At 61.2% G+C, this 20,922-nt stretch carries 26 protein-coding genes and 1 pseudogene; 4 read left to right on the forward strand and 23 right to left on the reverse strand.

What is annotated here, in order from left to right; all coding sequences use genetic code 11:
• Window positions 1-55 precede the first annotated feature (55 nt).
• Window positions 56-847, forward strand: coding sequence for an AraC family transcriptional regulator (locus ACZ9EJ_RS27230; protein ID WP_476100176.1), 792 nt, complete (start codon window positions 56-58; stop codon window positions 845-847).
• A gap of 85 nt (window positions 848-932) precedes the next feature.
• Entirely contained in the window at window positions 933-1,355 is a 423-nt protein-coding gene (locus ACZ9EJ_RS27235) for a VOC family protein (RefSeq protein WP_046627082.1), read from the forward strand.
• A gap of 16 nt (window positions 1,356-1,371) precedes the next feature.
• Here the strand turns inward: ACZ9EJ_RS27235 and ACZ9EJ_RS27240 are convergent, their stop codons facing one another.
• The 9 genes from ACZ9EJ_RS27240 to ACZ9EJ_RS27280 form a co-directional block, all read right to left on the reverse strand.
• Window positions 1,372-1,695 (reverse strand): hypothetical protein, encoded by a 324-nt coding sequence (locus tag ACZ9EJ_RS27240; protein ID WP_046627084.1) that lies wholly within the window; start codon window positions 1,693-1,695, stop codon window positions 1,372-1,374.
• Between the two features lie 14 nt (window positions 1,696-1,709).
• Window positions 1,710-2,645, reverse strand: a complete 936-nt coding sequence (locus ACZ9EJ_RS27245) for a 2-hydroxyacid dehydrogenase (protein ID WP_046627086.1) — start codon at window positions 2,643-2,645, stop codon at window positions 1,710-1,712.
• A 38-nt stretch (window positions 2,646-2,683) separates the two neighbouring features.
• A complete protein-coding gene (locus ACZ9EJ_RS27250; protein WP_251090823.1) occupies window positions 2,684-3,397 on the reverse strand; it encodes an amino acid ABC transporter ATP-binding protein in 714 nt (237 codons plus the stop codon).
• 101 nt (window positions 3,398-3,498) lie between these two features.
• Complete coding sequence (locus ACZ9EJ_RS27255; protein ID WP_046627089.1) at window positions 3,499-4,299, reverse strand: transporter substrate-binding domain-containing protein; 801 nt, start codon at window positions 4,297-4,299, stop codon at window positions 3,499-3,501.
• A gap of 51 nt (window positions 4,300-4,350) precedes the next feature.
• Window positions 4,351-5,007 carry an amino acid ABC transporter permease gene (locus tag ACZ9EJ_RS27260; RefSeq protein ID WP_080954019.1) on the reverse strand — a complete coding sequence of 219 codons (657 nt, stop codon included), beginning with the start codon at window positions 5,005-5,007 and terminating at the stop codon, window positions 4,351-4,353.
• A 16-nt stretch (window positions 5,008-5,023) separates the two neighbouring features.
• On the reverse strand, window positions 5,024-5,692 hold the full coding sequence (locus ACZ9EJ_RS27265; RefSeq protein WP_046627091.1) for an amino acid ABC transporter permease: 669 nt from the start codon (window positions 5,690-5,692) through the stop codon (window positions 5,024-5,026).
• Window positions 5,693-5,806: 114 nt separating this feature from the next.
• Window positions 5,807-6,838 (reverse strand): LacI family DNA-binding transcriptional regulator, encoded by a 1,032-nt coding sequence (locus ACZ9EJ_RS27270; RefSeq protein WP_046641788.1) that lies wholly within the window; start codon window positions 6,836-6,838, stop codon window positions 5,807-5,809.
• Between the two features lie 257 nt (window positions 6,839-7,095).
• A complete protein-coding gene (locus ACZ9EJ_RS27275) occupies window positions 7,096-7,311 on the reverse strand; it encodes a hypothetical protein (RefSeq protein ID WP_476100179.1) in 216 nt (71 codons plus the stop codon).
• A 247-nt stretch (window positions 7,312-7,558) separates the two neighbouring features.
• Window positions 7,559-7,951: a class I SAM-dependent methyltransferase gene (locus tag ACZ9EJ_RS27280; RefSeq protein ID WP_255736676.1), complete on the reverse strand. Its 393-nt coding sequence runs from the start codon at window positions 7,949-7,951 to the stop codon at window positions 7,559-7,561.
• 261 nt (window positions 7,952-8,212) lie between these two features.
• Here ACZ9EJ_RS27280 and ACZ9EJ_RS27285 point away from each other — a divergent pair, with 261 nt between their 5' ends.
• On the forward strand, window positions 8,213-8,452 hold the full coding sequence (locus ACZ9EJ_RS27285) for a type II toxin-antitoxin system VapB family antitoxin (protein ID WP_046627096.1): 240 nt from the start codon (window positions 8,213-8,215) through the stop codon (window positions 8,450-8,452).
• On the forward strand, window positions 8,452-8,886 hold the full coding sequence (locus ACZ9EJ_RS27290; RefSeq protein WP_046627098.1) for a type II toxin-antitoxin system VapC family toxin: 435 nt from the start codon (window positions 8,452-8,454) through the stop codon (window positions 8,884-8,886). Before ACZ9EJ_RS27285 ends, ACZ9EJ_RS27290 begins: the two co-directional genes overlap by 1 nt.
• Window positions 8,887-9,077: 191 nt before the next feature.
• Here ACZ9EJ_RS27290 and ACZ9EJ_RS27295 read toward each other — a convergent pair whose 3' ends face one another.
• The 14 genes and pseudogenes from ACZ9EJ_RS27295 to modA all read right to left on the reverse strand — a co-directional run bounded on the left by ACZ9EJ_RS27295 (window position 9,078) and on the right by modA (window position 20,848).
• Complete coding sequence (locus ACZ9EJ_RS27295; RefSeq protein WP_046627100.1) at window positions 9,078-9,902, reverse strand: inositol monophosphatase family protein; 825 nt, start codon at window positions 9,900-9,902, stop codon at window positions 9,078-9,080.
• Window positions 9,903-10,892 (reverse strand): LacI family DNA-binding transcriptional regulator, encoded by a 990-nt coding sequence (locus tag ACZ9EJ_RS27300; RefSeq protein WP_046627669.1) that lies wholly within the window; start codon window positions 10,890-10,892, stop codon window positions 9,903-9,905.
• 15 nt (window positions 10,893-10,907) lie between these two features.
• A pseudogene (locus ACZ9EJ_RS27305) lies at window positions 10,908-11,642 on the reverse strand (glycerophosphodiester phosphodiesterase); the annotation flags it as partial.
• Between the two features lie 11 nt (window positions 11,643-11,653).
• Window positions 11,654-12,709 carry an ABC transporter ATP-binding protein gene (locus tag ACZ9EJ_RS27310; RefSeq protein WP_046627102.1) on the reverse strand — a complete coding sequence of 352 codons (1,056 nt, stop codon included), beginning with the start codon at window positions 12,707-12,709 and terminating at the stop codon, window positions 11,654-11,656.
• Entirely contained in the window at window positions 12,709-13,551 is an 843-nt protein-coding gene (locus ACZ9EJ_RS27315) for a carbohydrate ABC transporter permease (RefSeq protein WP_046627104.1), read from the reverse strand. Before ACZ9EJ_RS27315 ends, ACZ9EJ_RS27310 begins: the two co-directional genes overlap by 1 nt.
• A 2-nt stretch (window positions 13,552-13,553) precedes the next feature.
• Window positions 13,554-14,855 (reverse strand): carbohydrate ABC transporter permease, encoded by a 1,302-nt coding sequence (locus tag ACZ9EJ_RS27320; protein ID WP_046627107.1) that lies wholly within the window; start codon window positions 14,853-14,855, stop codon window positions 13,554-13,556.
• A gap of 130 nt (window positions 14,856-14,985) precedes the next feature.
• Window positions 14,986-16,332, reverse strand: coding sequence for an extracellular solute-binding protein (locus ACZ9EJ_RS27325; protein ID WP_046627109.1), 1,347 nt, complete (start codon window positions 16,330-16,332; stop codon window positions 14,986-14,988).
• Window positions 16,333-16,589: 257 nt separating this feature from the next.
• Entirely contained in the window at window positions 16,590-16,910 is a 321-nt protein-coding gene (locus ACZ9EJ_RS27330) for a BrnA antitoxin family protein (RefSeq protein ID WP_046627111.1), read from the reverse strand.
• The gene (locus ACZ9EJ_RS27335) at window positions 16,907-17,155 is read right to left on the reverse strand and encodes a BrnT family toxin (protein WP_046627113.1); all 249 of its coding nucleotides are present in this window, start codon (window positions 17,153-17,155) and stop codon (window positions 16,907-16,909) included. Before ACZ9EJ_RS27335 ends, ACZ9EJ_RS27330 begins: the two co-directional genes overlap by 4 nt.
• 73 nt (window positions 17,156-17,228) lie before the next feature.
• Window positions 17,229-18,290: a molybdenum ABC transporter ATP-binding protein gene (gene modC, locus ACZ9EJ_RS27340; RefSeq protein ID WP_046641789.1), complete on the reverse strand. Its 1,062-nt coding sequence runs from the start codon at window positions 18,288-18,290 to the stop codon at window positions 17,229-17,231.
• A complete protein-coding gene (gene modB / locus ACZ9EJ_RS27345; RefSeq protein ID WP_046641790.1) occupies window positions 18,287-18,988 on the reverse strand; it encodes a molybdate ABC transporter permease subunit in 702 nt (233 codons plus the stop codon). The genes modC and modB overlap by 4 nt, the downstream gene beginning before the upstream one ends.
• 212 nt (window positions 18,989-19,200) lie before the next feature.
• Window positions 19,201-19,428 (reverse strand): hypothetical protein, encoded by a 228-nt coding sequence (locus tag ACZ9EJ_RS27350; RefSeq protein ID WP_046641791.1) that lies wholly within the window; start codon window positions 19,426-19,428, stop codon window positions 19,201-19,203.
• Between the two features lie 95 nt (window positions 19,429-19,523).
• On the reverse strand, window positions 19,524-19,754 hold the full coding sequence (locus ACZ9EJ_RS27355) for a hypothetical protein (RefSeq protein WP_046641792.1): 231 nt from the start codon (window positions 19,752-19,754) through the stop codon (window positions 19,524-19,526).
• Between the two features lie 299 nt (window positions 19,755-20,053).
• Complete coding sequence (gene modA / locus ACZ9EJ_RS27360) at window positions 20,054-20,848, reverse strand: molybdate ABC transporter substrate-binding protein (protein WP_046641793.1); 795 nt, start codon at window positions 20,846-20,848, stop codon at window positions 20,054-20,056.
• Between the last annotated feature and the right edge of the window lie 74 nt (window positions 20,849-20,922).

The raw sequence follows: 20,922 nt of genomic DNA on the forward strand, positions 1-20,922 counted from the left end.
CGAGGAGCCGATGCGAGCGAAGGGACGAAACGGATTTCGGATGTTTCGATGCGGCATGACCGGCGTGCAGGCGGTCGTGGCCCGCTCCGACCACCATTTTTCCCGTCACACCCACGACCAGTTCGGCATCGGCGTGATCGAGAGCGGAGCCCAGAAATCCGCAAGCGGACGCGGTCCGGTGGAAGCCGGGCCGGGCGACGTCATCACTGTCAACCCCGGTGAAGTGCATGACGGCGCGCCAATCGGCGATGGGGGCCGTTTCTGGCAGATGCTCTATTTCGATCCGGATGTGATAACCGGCGCGGTCGCGGATATCCGCCAGGGCCAGCCCGGCGAGTTCGAATTTGCCGATCCGGTGCTGCGGCAACCGCCGCAGGCCGCGACGATGCGGCAGCTCTTCGCCGAGATGATCGCCGAGCAAGCGGGCGCCGAACTCCGCCGCCAGGAACTGCTGCTGACGTTGCTGGCCGAGGTGATGCGGGAGGCGCCGGAGCCGAAAGCGGTGCCGCGAGGGGTCCGGGCAGCGCGCGAGCGGATTGATGACGATCCGACCGAAGCGGTCAGCCTTGCCGATCTGGCAGGCCTCGCCGGCATCAACCAGTTCCAGCTCCTGCGTGCTTTCGACAAGGCGATCGGCCTCACTCCGCATGCCTACCTGATCCAGCGGCGTGTCGAGCTGGCGCGAAAACTGATCGCTGGTGGGGCGGGGCTTGCGGAGGCGGCGCTTTCCAGCGGCTTTGCCGATCAGAGCCACATGACCCGCATCTTCACCCGCAGTTTCGGGCTTTCCCCGCGCATTTACGCGGTTTCCATACGTTCGCGGCAGACGTCCAGCGGGCCTTGCTGAGCAAAGCAGAGGCGCTTGCCCTCTGTTGCTGGAGTGTTAGGCTCCGCGTTTCGGATATCCATCTGGCACCGGGAGGGCGCAGACCATGTCCGCATGCTTCAGATATATCGTCAACGATGTAAAGGCCGCGATCGATTTCTACACCGCACATCTTGGCTTCAGGCTCGAGATGCACCCTGCCCCGCCCTTCGCGGAAATCTCGCGTGGCGACATGCATCTTTATCTGTCCCAGCCGAACCCACGGGGTGGCGGTGGGGCGCCGATGCCGTCGGGAGAACAGCAGGCACCCGGTGGCTGGAACCGCATCCATCTCACGGTAGACGACCTGGACGGGACGGTCGGACGCCTGAAACTGGCCGGCTGCCGCTTCCGCAACGAGATCATCCAGGGGACGGGCGGGAAGCAGATTCTGTTGGAGGATCCGTCCGGAAACCTGATCGAACTGTTCGAGCCGAACACGCCCGCTTATCGCGCGCCCGGCTCAGGCACCAAGACCGCCGGCGGTTGACCGGCGGTCGGGGAACTCAGGACAGCGCCAGATCGAAGACGTGATGATGGATATGGCCGTCGAACATGGCGAGCAGGCCCTTGGTCATGTCCCGGCTTTCGTAACGCACCGGTGATTCCAGGGCTGCGGCCAGTGCCTCCCGGCTTTCGTACATGGTCGACAGCACCATCGGGTAGGACGGAGCGCCCTCGTCCCGCTCGATGTTATAGAGCACACGCACTTCCTTGATGCCCGGAAAGGCGAGCCACATCGGCATCAGCTTCTCTGCCACATAGGCCTTGAACGCCTCTTCCTGGCCGGCATGGATCGCGCCTTCAAAAAAGGCCTGACGGATGATCATGGTATTTTCTCTGTTCAATTGACCGTGGTCGGCGGCTTTTCGCCGGCGAAATGCGCAGCGATGTTTGCAAGCACCAGCTCGCCCATGGCGACGCGGGTCTCGACCGTGGCGCTGCCCTGATGCGGCATCAGCACCGTGTTCGGCGCGGTGAAGAAATCTTCGCGGATGCGCGGTTCGTCGAGATAGACATCGAGACCGGCTGCACCGATCGTGCCGTCGTTGAGGGCGGCGAGCAGCGCATTTTCGTCGACGACGCTGCCGCGGGCGATATTGATCAGGATACCCTTCGGTCCGAGCGCCTTCAGAACCTCTGCGTTGACGATATCTTTCGTCTCGGCATTCGCCGCGACGATGACGCACAAAACGTCGCTATCTTCCGCCAGTGCGACCGGCGAGGCACAGGACTTCCAGGTCGTATCCTTGACCGGTGAGCGGTTCCAGAAGCGCACGTCCATGCCGAAGGCTTCGGCGCGGCGGCCAAAAGCCTTGCCGATCTGGCCGAGGCCGAGAATGCCGAGGCGCTTACCCTTCGGGCTGTTGCCGAGCGGGAAGTTTTCCTTGCCCCACTTGCCGGCGCGCACGAAGGCGTCGCCCTTGGCGATGTGGCGCAGCACGCCGAGCATCAGCGCAATGCCCATGTCGGCGACGTCATCGGTCAGCACGCCCGGCGTGGTGGTGACGTCGATATTGCGGCTGCGGGTGAATTTGAGGTCCACCTTGTCGGTGCCGACGCCGTTGATGGCGATGACGCCGAGCGCTGGCAGCTTCTCGATCCACTCGTTGGAGAGGCCGCTACCGCCGCCGGTCGCGACGGCGCGGATATTCGGCAGCGCCGCTTCCAGCGTCTCCTTCTGCGCCGGATCGTACAGTCTGTGCACTGTATAGATGGCATCGAGCTGATCCTCGATGAACTGCATCAGCGGTTCCACAAGCAGGATATCTGGTTTCATGTCGGGAACTCCTTAATTTCAATGAGTGGCAGCAGCGTTCAAGAGATCTGTCCGAGGAAGATCTTCAGACGCTCGTTCTTGGGGTTGCCGAAGAATTCGTCCGGCGCCGCCGTTTCGAGGATTTCGCCGCGGTCCATGAAGATCACCCGGTCGGCGACCTGACGGGCAAAGCCCATTTCATGGGTGACGCAGAGCATGGTCATGCCCTCCTTGGCGAGGTCGATCATTGTGTCGAGCACTTCCTTGACCATTTCCGGGTCGAGCGCCGAGGTCGGCTCGTCGAACAGCATGATCTTCGGGTTCATGCAGAGCGCCCGGGCGATCGCCACGCGCTGCTGCTGACCGCCGGAAAGCTGGGCTGGATATTTTTCGGCCTGTTCGGGAATACGCACCCGCTCCAGGTATTTGCGTGCGGTCTTTTCGGCTTCGACCTTGGAAATGCCGCGCACCTTCATCGGCGCCAGCGTGCAGTTCTCCAGAACCGTCATATGCGGGAAGAGGTTGAACTGCTGGAAGACCATGCCGGTCTCCTGGCGGACGATGTCGACATTCTTGCCGCCTGCAGTGAGATCGTGGCCGTCGACCACGATTTTGCCCTTCTGGATCGTCTCCAGCTGGTTGATGCAGCGGATCAGCGTCGACTTGCCGGAGCCGGACGGGCCGCAGATGACGATCCGCTCCCCACGGTTAACCGACAGCTCGACGTCCTTCAGCGCGTGAAACCCGCCATACCACTTGTTGACGCCTTCCATCCTGACGGCGAGTTCGGAAGTTCCTCGCGTGGCCGCGGCCGATGCGTTTGCGTTCACCTCAGTCATTGCGAGGAACTCCCTTTCGATAGTCAGTTCTGGTCTTACTTGGCGTTGGCGACGAAGTCCGGCAGCGGAGCGCCGAGCCACTTTTCATGGATCTTGCCGAGTTCGCCACTAGCCTTGACCTTGGCGATGAAGGCGTTGACTGCCGTCAGAAGCTCGGTCGAACCCTTGCGGACGGCGATGCCCTGAACCTGCTGGCTGAGCTGCAGCTTCTGGGTGAAGCGGCCGGGAGCCGCCTTTTCGATCTGGGCGGCGACGACGTTGGAGACGCCGATCAGCTGGACCTGGCCGGACAGCAGGGCCTGAACGGCGCTGGCATCGTCGTCGAAACGCTGGATCTTGGCATCCTTCGGAGCGACCTTGGTGACGCCGGTATCCTGGGTCGAGGCCCGAGCGACGCCGATCGTCTTGCCGGACAAGTCCTCCGGCTTGGAGACCTCAGTTGCCTTGGCGCCGAAGACGCCGATCGAGATGCCGGCATAGGGCTGCGAGAAGTCGACGCTCTTGGCGCGTTCTTCCGTGATGCCGAGCGAGGCGACAAGCAGGTCGACCTGGTTGCTCTGCAGGTAGGGGATGCGGTTCGGGCCGGTGACCGGAACGATCTGCACCTTCACGCCGAATTCCTTGGCGAGCAGTTTGGCAACGTCGGCGTCATAACCGTCCGGCTCGTTCGACGTGTTCATGATGCCGAAGGGCGGGAAATCGACCAGCATGCCGATCTTGACGGTGCCTGCGGACTTGATGCTTTCGACGGTCTGCGCCGATGCGGTGGAGGCGCCTGCGCCCATCATCAGGCCTGCGCCGATGACGGCGATAACCATGCGTCTAGAAATGTTCATTTTCCTACCCTTTTCTGTTGCACCGGTTTCCTCCCTCCGGCTCGGGTCCCGTCAACGTGCCGTTGCGCGGGAGAATCTGAGTTCCATGCGTCGCGCCAGCACCGAAAGCGGCCAGCACAGGACGAAATAGACCGCCGCCACCGTGCCGAACACCATGAACGGGCTGAATGTCGCGTTGTTGATGATCTGGCCCTGACGGGTGAGCTCGGTAAAACCGATGATCGCCGCAAGCGAAGTGCCCTTGATCAGCTGCACCAGGAAGCCGACCGTCGGCGCCACCGCGATCTTTAAGGCCTGCGGCAGGACGATGTAGCGCATCCGGTTGTAATAGCGCAGGCCGAGCGCGGTCGCGGCCTCCCGCTGGCCGGGAGGCACCGCCTCGATGCAGCCGCGCCAGATTTCGCCGAGGAAGGCGCTCGCATGCAGCGTGAGGGCCACGGTTGCCGCAAGCCACGGATTGATGGCGAAACCGAGAATGTTCATGCCGAAGAACACCAGGAAGAGCTGCATGAGCAGCGGCGTTCCCTGGAAGACGCGGATGAAGCCGGTGGCGATCAGCCGCGGCCATTTCGCATCCGAGACACGCAGCAGCGCGATCAGCAGGCCGCCGATGCCGCCGCCGGCAAAGGCGATCGCCGACAGCGCGATCGTCCACTGCGCGGCAAGCACGATGATCCAGAATTCGTTGATGCCGAAAGGTCTGATCAGTGGCATTGCCAGGCTCCTATCGGCTCAGCGGATATTTGAAGGCGGCCTTCTCGATCGCTGAGAAGATCGTCGAGAAACCGACCGACATGACGAGATACATGATCGTGATGACGATATAGACCTCGAAGCTTGCGAAGGTTTGCGACTGCAGATTGTTGCCGGCAGCGGCAAGGTCGTCGGCCGAGATCGCCGAGACGACGCTCGAGGTCAGCATCAGGTAGATGAACTGGCTGGTCAGCGACGGATAGACGGTCCTGAGCGCCGGCTTCATGATGATATAGCGGAAGACCTGCAGCTTCGAGAGGCCGAGCGCCGTTCCGGCCTCGATCTGCCCCTTCTGGATCGACTCGATGCCGGCTCGGATGATTTCCGTACCGTAGGCACCGAAATTGACGACCAGCGCCACGAGCGCTGCACTGTTCGGCGTCAGGAAAATCCCGAGCGACGGCAGGCCGAAGAAGATGAAGAAGATCTGCACCAGGAACGGCGTGTTGCGGATGATCTCGATATAGGCGTCGATGATCCAGCGCAGCGGTGCAATACCCGAGGTCTTGCCAGCGGCGCAGGCGATCGAGACGATCAGGCCGATGATCATCGCCGCCACGGAAAGCTGGATCGTCAGCCAGGCGCCGAGCAGAAGCTGGTCGAAACCCGCAAACACGGGCTCGAAATTGAAATTGTACAACTTGGGACCTCCCCAATGATGTCGAAAGAACGCCACTCCTCTGCGGCGCCTTCGCGTTTAGATCGATCTAAAAGCTTTTGGTCCGGACGTCAACCGGAAGCTGGCTGATTGTGATCAGGCCGAAATAGCGAACGGCCCGCAGGATTGGCGAATATGCAAAATCGTTTCATTGACGACCCTTCGGGCCGGGCGAAGTGGATCGGTCAGCCGGTCGAGGAGAAGCCTGGCGGCATTCGCACCGATGGTCACCGGTGCGGTGGACACGGAGGTGAGCCTCGGCCGCATCGCCTCTGCGTCGGTCACGTCGTCGAAACCGATCAACGAAAAATTCTCGCCGACTTTCAGGCCCCGGTCGTAGAGGCCGGCCGAAAGGCCGAGCGCGATCACGTCGTTGAAGCAGATCACCGCCGTCGGCTGTTTCCCCTCGCTAAAGAGCAGATGCGCCGCATCGGCGATCTCGCCGATCTGGTTCGGCAGACGCACGATCATGTTCGGATCGAGCCCGCGCGACTGCATGGCATCGCAAAATCCCTCGACCCGTTCGCGATAGGCGGAATGGATCGGCCCGTGGACGGCAAAAGCAATCGTCCGGTGGCCGAGCGAGGCCAGATAATCCACCGCCTGGCGCATGCCGGCCGCATAATCGGAACCGGCATAATCGACTTCCTCGGAAATCTGGCGGAGCACCTGCACAAGGGGCAGGTCCCATTCGGTGATTTGGTGAAGGAATGCAGGTTCGGTACCGGCCGCCGGGCAGACGATAACGCCGTCGACGCCGTGCTCGCGCATGCGCCGCATCACCATGTCCTGGCGTTCGACCAGATCGCCGCTATTGGCAAGAATCACCACCATGCCGGCCGAATCGATGACCGCCTCGATGCCGGAGAGCAGTTCGGCGAAGAACGGGTTCGTCAGATTGGGCACTATGACGCCGACGGTATGGCTGCGCTCGGCCCTGAGCCGCGCAGCCCCCATATTGTAGACATAGCCGAGCTCGCGCATCGCCTCCTCGACCCGCGCCCGCGTCTCTGTGCCGACCAGCGGGCTTTTCCGGATGACGAGCGAAGCGGTGGCGCGGGACACATTGGCGCGCCGCGCTACATCGAGAAGCGTCACACGGCTTTTCTTTTTGTCTTCGAATGGCATGAATATCACTTAGCAGAGGTGAAATCCGAATACCAGTGAACGGCATACATAATGAAAACAATAGGTTGGCCATGGGATCCGAGGCCTTCATTTTGCATTGCCGACACATGCTGCTGAACAACGTTGGTGAACGTCGCCTTTTGGCCTGACGCATGGGTCGGTGTGACGAACTGGTTCGTCCCGGCAGTCAAACCTATTGCTGGATACTTCCGGCTTGGTGAATGGGAGATAGGCCGCCAAGTTGCCCCGCGCGTACCCTACCGCTTTCTGCCACGGATTGCCCATGCTCTCTTATTAAGCGTGATGGATCCGTCCTCTGCTGTCGGTAAACCTTGCCGGAGCTTTTCCCGCAATTTTTCTCGTTCGGTCGTCTTGAGGTTGACGAAGTAACCGGGTGCAGGGCCGGCACCCAGCGTGAATGGATGCCAGAAGTCGTCGAAATTTTGGAAGCGTGTGGGCGCTTCGATCTTCATCGTCTTCACGTGAGAAAACCCGGCTCGGTGAGCGAGATCGGCTAGTCCCCAACCAGTACAGAAGCGGAAGCGTCGATCTTCGGTAAGGTCGCGTGCGCCTGGGTCCAGTTCTGTCGCAGCCGTCCAGAAGGCGCGCTGAATTCCACTCTACCGCGTGGATAATCCCAGACGTAGAAGGCTATAGTGGCTTTGGTGCGGGCGGTCCTCCGCATTTCCAGTAGCGCCTTTTCGCTGTGTGGTATGTAGTTTAATGCCAGACCTGAGACGACCATGTCCCTGGTGCCGATGGAATTGACAGGGCCTCGCCCTTGCCGATTTGAAACTCCACGCGCGGATCGGCGACGCTCGAGCGAGCCTTCTCCAGAAACCCTTCGGACGGATCGACAGCGATGAGGGATTTCGGATGGATGTCGGAAAGGATGCAAGCGCTCAACGCGCCTGTCCCACAGTCGATCTGCAGCCAATCAAGATTATCGTCGGGTTCAAGCCACTCGAGGAAGCGCGGCGCAATCTGCCTACTCAAACGCCCCATGTAGACGCCCCATGTAGATTTTGTAACTGTCTCCCGCTTGCCATGCGTCGTGACGTGAAGCGCCTGCCATCGTGCCCCCCAATCGACTTTGAATGTCCGCTTATTCATATCATTCCGGGGTGAAAGTTGCACTTTGCGTTACGAGGGTCACAAGCGGCGCAAAGCCGTTAGTTCGACGTAAATCGAGGGTTTTGCCGTTAGCCACCCAGGGGGAGCCTTGAGACCCGATGTTACACGCACGCCATGGTCGGCTTTTCTCACCGTTCTTTCTTTTGCTTCCGGCGTCGCACAGCGGACAAGCCCGAAAGCGCTACCTTGCAAGGATATGAGAACGAACATATTATAATATTCTCGGGAGGATATGCTGAGATGCCGCTCTACATCAAAGATCCAGAAGTCGACAAGCTCACGGAGGAGCTTGTAGGCCTCATCAAGACGTCCAAGGTTGACGCCGTGAAGATGGCGTTGAAGCACGAGATCGCCAGCCGTAAAGGCAGCTTGCCCATTCGTGACCGGTTGGCAAAATCTCTGGCGATGGCCCGCGCTGCGGGGCCATTCGCACCCGGCGACCACAAGCGCGAGACCGACGAAATGTGGGACGAAGACTGATGCTGTTCATCGACGCATCCGTGATCGTGGCTATCCTTGCTGAAGAGCCGGACCGTGATGAGTTGCTGGACCGTATCGGCCAGGATCCTGGCCCGTTTTACGTGTCATCTGTGGTGCGAATGGAGGCCTCGCTTTCGCTGACACGCCGCAAGGCTGGGGCAACTGGCGGCGAGAAGCCCGCCACCCCGGAAATGCTGGTGGAGGCTCGCCGTCTGGTCGACCAGTTCATTGCCGATCTGGAGGCCCGCGACATCATGATCAGCGGAGACGTGGGGACAAAGGCCTTGGACGCCGCCCAGGACTTTGGCAAGATCGTCAACCACCCTGCAAAGCTCAATATGGGCGATTGCTTCTCCTATGCCTGCGCAAGAGCTTACAGGACCAAGGTTGCCTATAAGGGCAACGACTTCGCCTTGACCGATATCGGCTGGTGAAGCCAAGCGGTCGGGCGCCGCGCGGCGGGGGCGGCCAGGCCTGATGCGCTCTGATGTGATGCCGGGACCAAACAGCTAGCCACCAGACCGACAGTTTCGACAGATTGTAGAGCGTTTGGGCTGGCGAAGGGGAGCCGGTTGTCGCTGAGGATCTCCTATGTCCCCGTCGAGGCCTCTGCCATCGACCGGCCCTACCGCACGGAAGCCAGCAGGCCTTCCATCTCCATCAGGAAGGCGAATTCGCCGGCCAGCCCGGGCGAACAGGCGACCACCGGCCCGCCCCGCGAGAGCAGTTCATCGAGCGGCGGCACGGCGATCGTCGCACCGGCTTCCGAGGCGATCAGGACGCCGGCGAGCATGTCCCACGAGGAAAGGTGCCGTTCGTAATAGAGATCGGACACACCCTCGGCGACGCGGATGAGGCCGATGGCAGCAGCCCCCATGCGGCGGTAGTCGATGCCGCGCTCGTAAAGCCTGCGCGAGATGGTGATGTAATCCTCGAAATCGGTGCGACGCGAATGGCCGAGAATGGCGATCGCGTGGTTGGGGTCGCTGGTCCTGGCCGCTGCGACCGGCTTGCCTTCCTTGAAGGCCCCCTCACCCCGGATTGCGTGGAAAACCCGGTCCTGCGCCGCGTCGTAGATCACGCCAACCAGGATTTCGCCCCCGGAGACGAAGGCGATCGAAACACCCCAATGACGAAAGCCGCGGATAAAATTGGTGGTGCCGTCGATCGGGTCCACCACCCAGGTGCCCCGCTGTCCGGAATGTCCACCACCTTCCTCGCCCATGAAGGAATCCTCGGGGAATTCGCCGAGCAGCACCGCGCGGATCGCTTCTTCCGCCCGCTTGTCGGCGACGGTGACGAAATCCTGCAGGCCCTTGTTCTCGACACCGAGCGTTTCGGGAAGCGCTTCGGCGCGGAAGGCGGCCGCTTCCATGCCGACCCGGCGGGCGACCTCGATTGCGATCTTTTCGCGGGATTGCAGGGAGGAGAGATCGAATGCAGATGCCATTTATGCACTTCTTCTTTTGATCAGCGTCACCGGCGTGAATTCCACCCGCGCGACAGCGTCCGGTTCGGACATGCGGCTGGTCAGGAGATCGATCACCTGTTCCGCCTGTACGTCGCAGGGCTGTACGAATGTGGTGAGGTCATAGGCCGACCAGCTTGCCTGAGGAATGTCGTCATGGCCGATCACCTTGACAGAGCCGTAGCTCCGGCCGGCCTTGGCGAGCCCGTCGAGGACACCGCAGGCCATGTAGTCGTTGACCGAAAACACCCCGTCTATGCCCAGGTCGATCAGCGCCTGCGCCGCCTCTTGGCCGTGGGCATAGTCGTTGATGGCGACCGGGATCAGCGGCGCATCGAGCCCGAGCATCTGGCAGCGGCTCTGAAAAGCCTCGGCGCGGCGGCGCGAGGAATAGGAAACAGTCGTGCCGGCGATGACCCCGAGCTTCTTGGCACCCGCCTCGAGGAGATGGTCGACCGCGGTGTAACCCGACATCCGGTCATCGGAAACTACCCGATCGACAAAGGGGAAGTCCTCGCCCTTGTTGACCAGCACGATCGGCACGCCCTCGACTGCGCATTCCTCGAAAATATGCGAGGGCGGCGCATCCGAGGTGATGATGACGCCGGAAACGGCATAATGCAGCAGCTGGCCGATGACGGTGGCGCTGTCCGCTTCCTTGGAAGTCGGCAGCAATATCGGCCGGTAATTGCGGGCGATCAGCGCGCGGGCCAGGTTTTCGAGTTGCTGGGTGCGGAACGGATTGTCGAGGCCGGCGGCGACCAGACCGACGAAATCGGAACGCTTGTTGGTGAGGCTGCGGGCGAGATAGTTGACCCGGTAACCGAGCTCCTTGGCAGCCTGATACACTTTCTGCCGGGTTTTTTCCGAAACGCTGGCATCCGGGGTAAAGGCGCGCGACACGGCGGCGCGGGAGACACCTGCTGCACGGGCCACATCGAACGAGGTGACGCGGCGGGTCTCGCGGGACATGCCGTTCGTTTCCTTCGGCCGCATCAGGTCCGGCAGGTCGGTGCAGATGCCGAGCACAGGCAGCGCCATGATGTCTTTGAGCACATCCGGCCGCTCCTCGTGCCAGAGCACGATTTCCCGGCCACCGGCGAAAGCCCTGTCGAGCAGTTCCTCGGTGACGAATTCCTGCGGTGTGTCGCTCGCCTTTTCCCAGCAGAGATGCAGGATGTCGGCGCCAGCCGCCTCGCCTGCCGCATGCGGATCGTGGCCGACGCGGATCAGCACGGAAAGCGGATAGTCGCAGCCCATGTCACGCAGCTCGCGCACCTGAGCAATATCGAAGGAACCGAGACAAGCGAAGCGCTGGTCCATGTCCTTCAGGTACTGCCAGCAGAGCGAGCCGGTGCCCGGCCGCTTCAGCTCGACGTAAAGGCCGCAGCCGGTCTCACGGCCGAGTGCGGCGACTTCCGCAAAGCTCGGTACGTCCGGTATTGCCGCCCGCAGCTCCGCAAACGTCATCTGCGAGACGTAGAGGTCCCGCTGAAAGACACGTTGGAGGTGATCGTCATGGGAAACGACGACCACGCCGTCCGAGGTCATCTGGGTGTCGAGTTCCCACATTTCGGAGCCGAGTTCGGCGGCACGGCGAAAGGCGCTGAGGGTGTTTTCCCGCTCATGGCCGCTCGCGCCACGATGGCCGATGCAGAACGGCAGCCGGCCCTTGTTTTCCGGCCAGCCGTATTTCTGGAAGAAGGGGGAAAAGTCGCGCATCGAAGCCTCCATCACAATCTCCGGCCGTCTTCTGCAAAAACGAAGGTCGAGGCGCTGTCGAGGTGCCAGCGCACGCTGTCGCCCGGCTTCACGTCGTCGCGCACCGGCTGGATCGAGCGCAGCACGGAACCGTCCGGCAGAACGACGTCGTAGAGGTTTTCGCGCCCTTGCGTTTCGGCAAACACGACCTTGCCTTCGACCGGTATGCCCGCCGTCGTCCCGAAATGCTCCGGGCGGACACCAAGGCTGAGCGGGGTTCCGTCCGGGATCCCCGATACTGCGGCAAGCGGCAGGCGCAAGCCGTTTTCGCCGAGCACGAAGGCGCCCTGCTGAACCTTGCCCTTGAGGAAGGAGATCGGCGGATTGCCGAGGAAGCTGGCGACAAAGGACGTCCGGGGATCCTTGTACATTTCCGACGGCGTGGCGATCTGGACGATTTCGCCCGATTTCATGATGGCGATACGGTCGCACATCGACATCGCCTCGACCTGATCATGGGTGACGAGGATGGCGGTGATGCCAGTTTCCTTTTGCAGCCTTCGGATTTCCGAGCGCATTTCCAGACGGAGTTTCGCATCGAGATTGGCGAGCGGTTCGTCGAGGAGAAGCACGTCCGGGCGACGGATCAGGGCCCGGGCGAGCGCCACGCGCTGTTGCTGGCCGCCGGAAAGCTGCGCCGGTCGGCGTCCCAGGAGATCGCCGATATGGACAAGCGCCGCGATATCCGCGACCTGCTTCTTGATGTCGGCGGAGGCAATCCGCTTCACCATCAGCGGGAAGCCGATATTCTCCTCCACAGTCATATGAGGATAGAGCGCATAGGACTGGAAAACGACGCCGACATTGCGCTCCTGGCTCGGCAGATGGGTGACGTCCCGGTCGCCGAACAGGATGCGGCCTGCGGTCGGTCGGTGGATGCCGCAGACGGCAAACAGCGTCGTCGATTTGCCGCAGCCGGAGGGCCCGAGCAGCGCCAGCATTTCGCCGGAACCCACTTCGAGGTCCATGTCCTCGATGATTTTGGTGGAGCCGAAACTCTTGGAAAACTTGTCGAGCAGGATACGCATCAGCCCTTGCTGCCTCCGCCATAGATGTTCATGAGATGCTTCTGAAAGAAGACGTAGAGGATCAGCACCGGCACGACGTAGAAGACGCCGACGGCCTTGAAGGTGCCGAAATCGAAATTGTTGTCGTCGATGATCAGGCTCGCCAGATAGACCGACAGGACCTGCACCTTCGCGCCCGGCGCCAGCACCTGCGGCATGATGAACTCGCTCCAACCCGTCAGGAAGGAAAAGAGGCCCAGCGCCATCATTGCCGGCTTGATCTGCGGCAGCACCAGCCGGCGCCAGACGGTGAAACGCGATGCGCCGTCGATGGTGCCGGCCATCTCGATTTCCCAGGGCACGGTGTCGTAAAAACCCTTCATCAGCCAGATGCCGAGCGGGAGTTCGACCGCAGCCTTGACCAGGATCACCCCGATCAGCGAATTGTAGAGGCCGATCCACTGCAGCACGATGAAGATGGCGATGATCAGCGTCACCGACGGGAAGGCGTGCAGCACCATGACGCCGGCAAGGAAAAAGCCACGCGCCGGCACATTGAGGCGCGACAGGACGTAACCTGCCATCGACGAGACCGTCAGGATGACGCCGGTAATGCAGCTTGCGAAGATGAAGGTGTTGAGTGTGACGAGCCAGATGTTCGGCTTGCCGGTCTTGGTCTCCCAGAGAAAGCTCCAGTGGCGCAGCGTGAACTCGCTCGGGGTCAGCGAACCGACTTCCGTGTCGCTGATCGTGTCGATGAAGAGATAGGCATACATCACCAACAGCGGCAGGCTGAAAAAGCCAAGCAGCAGGATCACCGGCAGGCTTGAGAAATTCGCCGAGGTTTGCGGTTTTTCGGCCATGGTCAATCCTCGATCAGCGGCTTGGAGATCAGCGTATCGTAACGGAAGATACGCAGGTAGATGAGCGACAGCACGATGCCGACAACCACCAGCACCAGCGCCATGGCAGCGCCCAGCCCGTATTCCAGGTTGCCGGTATAGTTGTTGAGCGCGGTGTGGTAGGCGGCGAGCGACCAGACTTCGGTCGCCCGCCCCGGCCCGCCGCGGGTCGACAGGAGGATTTCGTTGAAGGAGGCGAGAAGCGACAGGGTCTGGTAGCAGGTGACGAACAGGATCGGCCAGCGAAGCTGCGGCAGGATGATATGACGGACCTGCTGCCAGCGGCTGGCGCCATCCACCTCGCTTGCATGGAACTGCGTCTGCGGGATCGCCTTGATGGCCGACGAGAAGACCAGCATGCCCATCGAGGCGCCGATGAAGCCGTTGATCAGGATCACGAAGAACCAGGCGTTATTGGCACTGTCGAGCAGGTAGTTCTTCGGCGGATAACCGAACTGGCCCATGAACATCGAGATGAAGCCGCTGTCCCAGGTCAGCCATTTCCACATCAGCACGTAGATGACGACCGGCGTGATGCGTGGCAGCAGCCAGATGGCGCGGAAGACGGATGCGGTCGAAGCCGGCATGTAGTGCGTGGTGATGGCGAGAAAGAGTGCGTAGCTGACGTTGAAGAGGAGCAGCGTCACCGAGACGTAGAAGGCGGTGTTGAGGAAGATCTGCGCCATGTCCGGCGAGTTGCGGATGATCCGGAAGTTTTCCGTCGTCCACACCCAGCCGGTATAGGTGGTCGCGGCGACCGTCTCCTGTTCGGCAGGCGTCAGCGTAAAGCCGAGCTTCTTGAGGCTCGCCATCAGTTGGTCGCGGGTCTCGAACCGGGTATTCAGAACCGAGCGGTTGAAGAGGTCGGAAATCTGCTTTACCTCGCGGGTAGAGGGCCGGTCCTTCAGCGCCTTGATCATGCGTTCGGCCTCGCGGCGCGAGGGAAAGACCTCCCCCATGTGGCTGGTGCGCAGTTCAGTGCCGAACCCGGCCTTCAGTTTCAGTGCCTCCAGCGCCGCAAGCCCTTCTTCGTCGATGACGAAACGCGGTTCGGCAATGCCGCCCGCAAGTTCGGGCATCTCGGCCTTCAGGCGGTTGACGGCGGTTTGCGTGACCTGCCAGGCCCCGCCGGAAATGCCCGTGGCGGTGCTCATATTGGTCATGGCGAAGATGGCGGTCAGCACGACCGGCATCAGGAAGAACAGGAAGATCATGACCGCAGCGGGCGCGATCATCACCAGTCCGAGCGCTCGGGACGTTCGCATGGGTGAAGCCTTGGATACGAATGGGATGCGGGCGGCGGATCAAACGCCACCCGCAGTTCGAGGCGAGGAGTTTCGCCCGGAAGGCGGACGACTTATCCCGCCCTGGATGAGCGGGATAAGTCGCTTTGCATCAGCGGATGATGATCGCTGCGCCGAGCGTCGACTTCAGCTCGGTTTCGGCATCGTTGACCGCGGCGTCGACCGTCTTGGCACCCGTCCAGGACGCTTCGAGGTTCTTCCACATGATCGTCCAGTACTTACCGAAATCGGCATTGTTCGGCATGGCGTTGGCATGGGGCAGCAGGCGCTCGGTGGCTTCCGAAGCCCAGCGGTCGGCAGCGTAGAGGTCAACCTTGGTTTCCGACGGCGAGATACCGAGATGGGCCGACTTGATCGCATGCAGCGCGTTGATGCGCGGCTCGGAGGCGATCTTGATCAGGTCGGCAGCGATCCGGGTCTCTTCGTCGGTATGGCCGGCCATCAGCAGGTAAGCGAGCGGATGGGTCAGCGTGTTGGACTTGCCGCCTTCGCCGGCCGGTACCAGCGTGAACTGAACGTTGGTGAAGAAGTCCTTCAGGCCTTCCTGGTTGACGAGACGGGCGTAATGCCAGGTGCCGCCGTGCCAGATGCCGGCCTTGCCGGTGGCGACTTCCTTCCACCACTGGTCGCCCGGCATGCCGATATGGTTCTTCTTGGTGACACCGGCCTTCACGAGATCGGCGAAATACTGGTAGGTGCGCTTCATCGCAGCCTTGTCGAAGACAAGCTTGCCTTCCTCTTCCATCACGCCGCCGAAGGACGTGTAGAACTGCCAGTAGTCCGGACCGTTGCTGTTGCGCGGATAGAAGCCGTAACCGGTCTGGACGAGGCCTTTGTCCTGCATCTTCTTGGCGTCTTCGAGCACGTTCTTGAGCGTGTATTCGCCCTTCTCGACCTTGGCCGGCAGTGCCTCGATGTCGGCCTCCGAATAGCCGATCGCCTTCATGTAAGGCTTCCAGAAGAAGAACGGCCGGGATTCGGCGTCCTGCGGGATGCCGTAGACGGTCCCGTTGAAGGAGGTGATCTCCATCAGGTTCGGATAGATGTCGCTGATCGGCCATGAGTCGAGGTCGATGAAGTTCTCGACCGGAACGATGAGGCCGGCCTGCGCCCAGGGGCCGATATCTTCATGGCCGGTCGCGACGATGTTCGGAGCCTTCTTGGCTTCGGCAGCAAGCGTCAGGGCCTGCTTGAAATCTTCCCAGCCGGAATAAGGCGTCTTCTGAACGATGATGTTGAGCTGCTGGCCGCGGATGGCGGCTTCACGCTCGAGAATATCGGCAGCGATGTCGAACGCATCGGTGCGGTAGTTGTCGTTCGGCCCGGAACCGCCGGACCAGACCGAGATGGTGACATCCTTGGCAGATGCGAAGACCGCGGTCGAGGCGAAGAGAACGGCCGCGAGCGTGGCGGATTTGAGTATCGGAAGAACAGTCATGGTTTACTCCCCGAAGAGCGAAATGGCTTCTTCCCGAACCCTGAGAGACCTATCGGCCCAAGGCTCCGGAAGCGCTGAAGATCATCAACAGGAAGCGGTTTAGAGGCGCTCCATAACACCCAGATGACAAAATGTACGCGTGTGCAAAATTTATCTGAGGGATAGTTTGCAGGGCCGGCCCTGACACGAGCCAGAGCCCCGCAATACGAACAGGCCATCGAACGGGCTGCTCGACAACCCTCGGAATTCGGGTTCGATTATATTCCCGCAGCCTTCCGCAGATCGTCGTTCATGCGGGATTGCCAGCCCTTGCCCGTCGCCTTGTAGTGCTCAACGAGGTCGGGATCGAGACGGATGGTTACTGGCTGCTTCGTCTTCTCCAGCGGTGGCCGGCCGCGCCTTGCAATCTCCCTGTCGATATTGGCGGCGAGATCGGGAAAAACTTCGCGAAACGGTCTAGCGTTCTTGAAGTCGTCTTCCGTCCATTCGGGATTTTCCGGATCGGAGGCAATCATTCGCTGGATCTCGGCCTCTTCCTCGTCTGTGAGTGGTCTTTTCGAAGAGAACTTGGTGCTCATGGGAGCTTCCTTTCCTTGCGGCTTGCCGGGCGCATGGAAATCACCGACAGCGCTTGCGAACCGAGCGGTTGAAACACGACCGCAATGATGATCCGGCCGTTCAGTTCTCCGATCGCTTTGAAGCGGCCTTGCTTGGCCGGTCCGATCTTAGAGGACTGAAAGAACTCGAGCGAGAGATCGGCAAAGTCCAATCCGTGCTTGGCCAAATTGTTCTGGCGCTTGGACTCGTCCCAGGTGATCTTCATTAAATGTATGTACGATAATGCGGACGGCTAGGCAAGAATTATTCGTACGTACAATATTATGACAAGAGCGAGTTTACCGCTCCAGCGCGACTGTCTTGATCACCGCAAATACCGCTTTTTCGAGCTTAAGTTCCAGGCGTTCGACCGAAAGCGCGGTGATGCGGGAGAGCAGGATGTCCTCGCCGCAGCGAATGCGGATGCGGACCATGCCGTCGCCGGCCGGCTCGATCGCGGCGATCGTGCCGTCAAGGATATTAAGGGCGCTCAGCCCCTCCGGCCGCCGGGTGGCGATCATTACGTCCCGTTCCGGGATATGCACGCGGACCCTCAAGCCCTCTTCGGCATGCGCATTTGGCACGACGATCTGCGCCTGCGAAAGCCGGATCGTCGCCAATCGGTGCGGGATATCGATCGTCTCAATCGTGCCGGTCAGCACCGCGCCGGCATCGCGGCGATCTGCCGAAGGCATCGAGAGGACTTCCGACGGCGTGCCGATGGCTTCGACCCGGCCGTCCTTCATGATCACCACCTTGTCGGCAAGCCGCGCCACTTCCGAAACCGAATGGCTGACATAGACGATGGGCGTCGAGGTTTCGTCGCGCAGGCGTTCGAGATAGGGCAGGATCTCGGCCTTGCGCTGGTCGTCGAGCGCGGCGAGCGGCTCATCCATCAGAAGGAGACGCGGAGCGGAGAGCAACGCCCGACCGATCGCGACGCGCTGTTTTTCGCCACCTGAAAGCTTCCCCGGCCGTCGGTCGAGGAGCAAGTCGATGCCAAGCAGTCCGACAATCCGGTCGAAATTTTCCGGCCGCGCTGTCTTGGGCGCAAACCAGCGGCCATAGGCAAGGTTCTGACGCACAGAGAGGTGTGGGAAAAGCCGGCTCTCCTGGAAGACGTAGCCGAAACGTCGTCTGTGCTTTGGCACGAAAATACGGCTTTCCGTGTCGAGCAGCGTTTCGCCATCGACCGCCAAGCGCCCGTGATCCGGCTTCGACAGCCCCGCGATCACCCGCACAAGCGATGTCTTGCCGGAGCCCGAAGGCCCGAACAGCGCAGTCACGCCGCCATCCGACGTGAAGCCCGCGTCGAGAACAAACTCTCCCAGCGTCTGCCGTGCCTTAACGACGAGGGTCATTCGATATGGATCCTCCTGCCGACCAGATAAGCCAGGAACTCCGAGGCAAGCAGCGCTGCAAACGAGATGGCGATCGCGACCAGCGTCAGCCGCATCGCTCCGGCATCGCCGCCCGGCACCTGGGTAAATGTGTAAATCGCCGCCGAAAGCGTCTGGGTTTCGCCGGGAATGTTGGAAACGAAGGTGATCGTCGCGCCGAACTCGCCCATCGCCTTTGCGAACGCGAGGATCATGCCGGCGATTACGCCCGGCAGGATCAGCGGCAGCGTCACGGTGATGAAAACCCAGGCGGGAGCCGCGCCGAGCGTGCCGGCCGCTTCTTCGAGCTTTCTGTCGACGGCCTCGATCGACAGCCGGATGGAACGCACCATCAGCGGGAAGCCCATGACGCCGCAGGCAAGAGCCGCGCCCGTCCAGCGGAAGGAGAGAACGATGCCGAGATATTCGTTGAGAAAGGCGCCGACGACGCCTCGTCGTCCAAACAGGACCAGCAGCAGAAAGCCGGTGACCACCGGCGGCAGGATAAGCGGCATGTGGACGATACCGTTGAGGATCGACTTGCCCCAGAATTTTCCGCGGGCAAGCAGGTAGGCAACGAGAAGGCCGAACGGCAGGCTGACGATCATCGCGACGGCGGAAACCTTCAGGCTGAGCCTGATCGCGGTCCATTCCTCGTCGCTCAATGCCAGCCAGTCCAAACGCCGATCCCACCCCTAGCCGCCATGCAATATATCGCATTGGATATATCGATACGGGTCAGATGGCTAGGTCCTGGCGGGAAAGTTACTGAATGTTCTCGAAAAGGCGGTGGGAGAGCGCCGGGTTTACCGCTGCTCTCCCTACACCATCGCATTTACAAGATGATCTGCTGAACGAAGGCCCTGGGGCCTCGGTTCTCATGCGCGACGGGTTAGCGGTTGTCGCGGGTCGTGTTGCCGAAGATCGACTGGCCTTCCTGGCGATCGTTGTCGCGGATCTGGATGCTGCCGGTGCGGACGTCGTCGACATTGCTGCCGCTGACCCGGGCGGAAGCATGCGTCTTGGAGGTGCCTTCAAAATAGTCGCCCTCTGCGAGAGCCGAGCCCCCGAAGGAAGCGGCGGCGATCATGGCGGCGATAGCGGAGATGGAAGTCTTCATTGTCCTGGTCCTTTCAGAGTTCGCCCGGGGCTCAAGTTTGCGACCTGCCTGCCGGACGATGTTCGGTATCTTGAATGAGCTGCGGTTAGCGCCGGTTAGCGATTGTCGCGGCTTTCATGCTTGAAGATCGGCTGGTCGCCGCGATTGTCGTTGACGCGGACCTGATCGATGCTGCCGGTCCTGACATTGTCGACCTTGTCGGTCGTCTGCACGGCTGCCTGTCCCTTGGTCGCACCCTGATAATAATCGCCTTCTGCAAGGGCGACGCCGGCGAAGGAAGCCGAAGCGATCATGGCGGCGGCAAAAGTGGAGAGTATGGTTTTCATTGTCGTATTCCTCAGTTGCTAAAACGGAGCCGTTTGGGAGCCGGCATCCGCCAAGTGGTAATGGGGAAGCGTCGTCTGCTTCCGGTCATGGAGATGGGGGAGCCCGATCGAGGTCGCTAGGGCACGATTTCCAAACGGAATGTTCGGGATTCGAGAACAAACGATTGCGTGAGGCCGGTTGAAATCGAGAGCCGACCAGGGTGGGGGCCGACAGGCTCGCCCATGGGGATGGTTCGGCCGGAAACGAAGAACAGCCCCGAAAGGGGCCATTTCGATGCGCATTACCGGAGTGCCTGCCGCTACTTCAGAACCGCAAAACCTTCCTTTTCGAAGAATGGCGCAGCTTTGTCCGACTTCAGATAGTCGAGATAGGCGGGCGCATCCTTGGACTTGGATTCCGACAGGATGGCGATCGGATAGATGATCGGCGGGTGGGTATCGGCGGGGAACGTGCCGACGATGGCGACACCCGGATCGGCCGCCGCGTCCGTCTGGTAGACGATTCCGTAAGGCGCTTCGCCGCGCGAGACGAACGCAAGTGCCGCGCGCACGCTTTCGGCACTTGCCACGCTCTTTTCGACCGACGACCAGACACCGAGCCTTTCGAGCGAGGCCTTACCGTATTTGCCGGCCGGGACCGCGCTCGGCGCACCCATGGCAAGCCTGCCGCCCTTGAGCAGGCCAGCGAGATCGAAGGCGGGCCTGATGTCGACCTGCTTGGCGACGTCCCTGGCGGCAACCAGCACGATGCGGTTGCCGAGCCAGTTGAACCGGGTGTCTTCCTTCACGAGCTTCTTGTCGGAGACATAATTCATCCAGTCGAGGTCGGCCGAAATGAAGATGTCAGCCGGCGCACCGCTTTCGATCTGCTTGGCGAGCACCGAACTTGCGGCGTAGGACACGGTGACTTGCCCGCCACCCTGGGTGGTCCATGCCTTGTTGGCGTTGTCGAGCGCGGTCTTCATGCTGGCTGCGGCAAAGACGGTGACTTTTTCCTGCGCCGCGGCGGGAGCGGAAAAGGAGGCGAGCGATAGGAAGGCGGCGGCTGCCGACGCTGCCGCGCGCCTGATCCAGGAATGACGATCAATGGACATGATTTCCTCTCCGATCCTTGAGCGAGATATTCCTTTGGATATAACGCTGACGTGCATTTGACCAGTGCCATATG

It is taken from the genome of Neorhizobium sp. USDA 3394 (genome assembly GCF_056280385.1).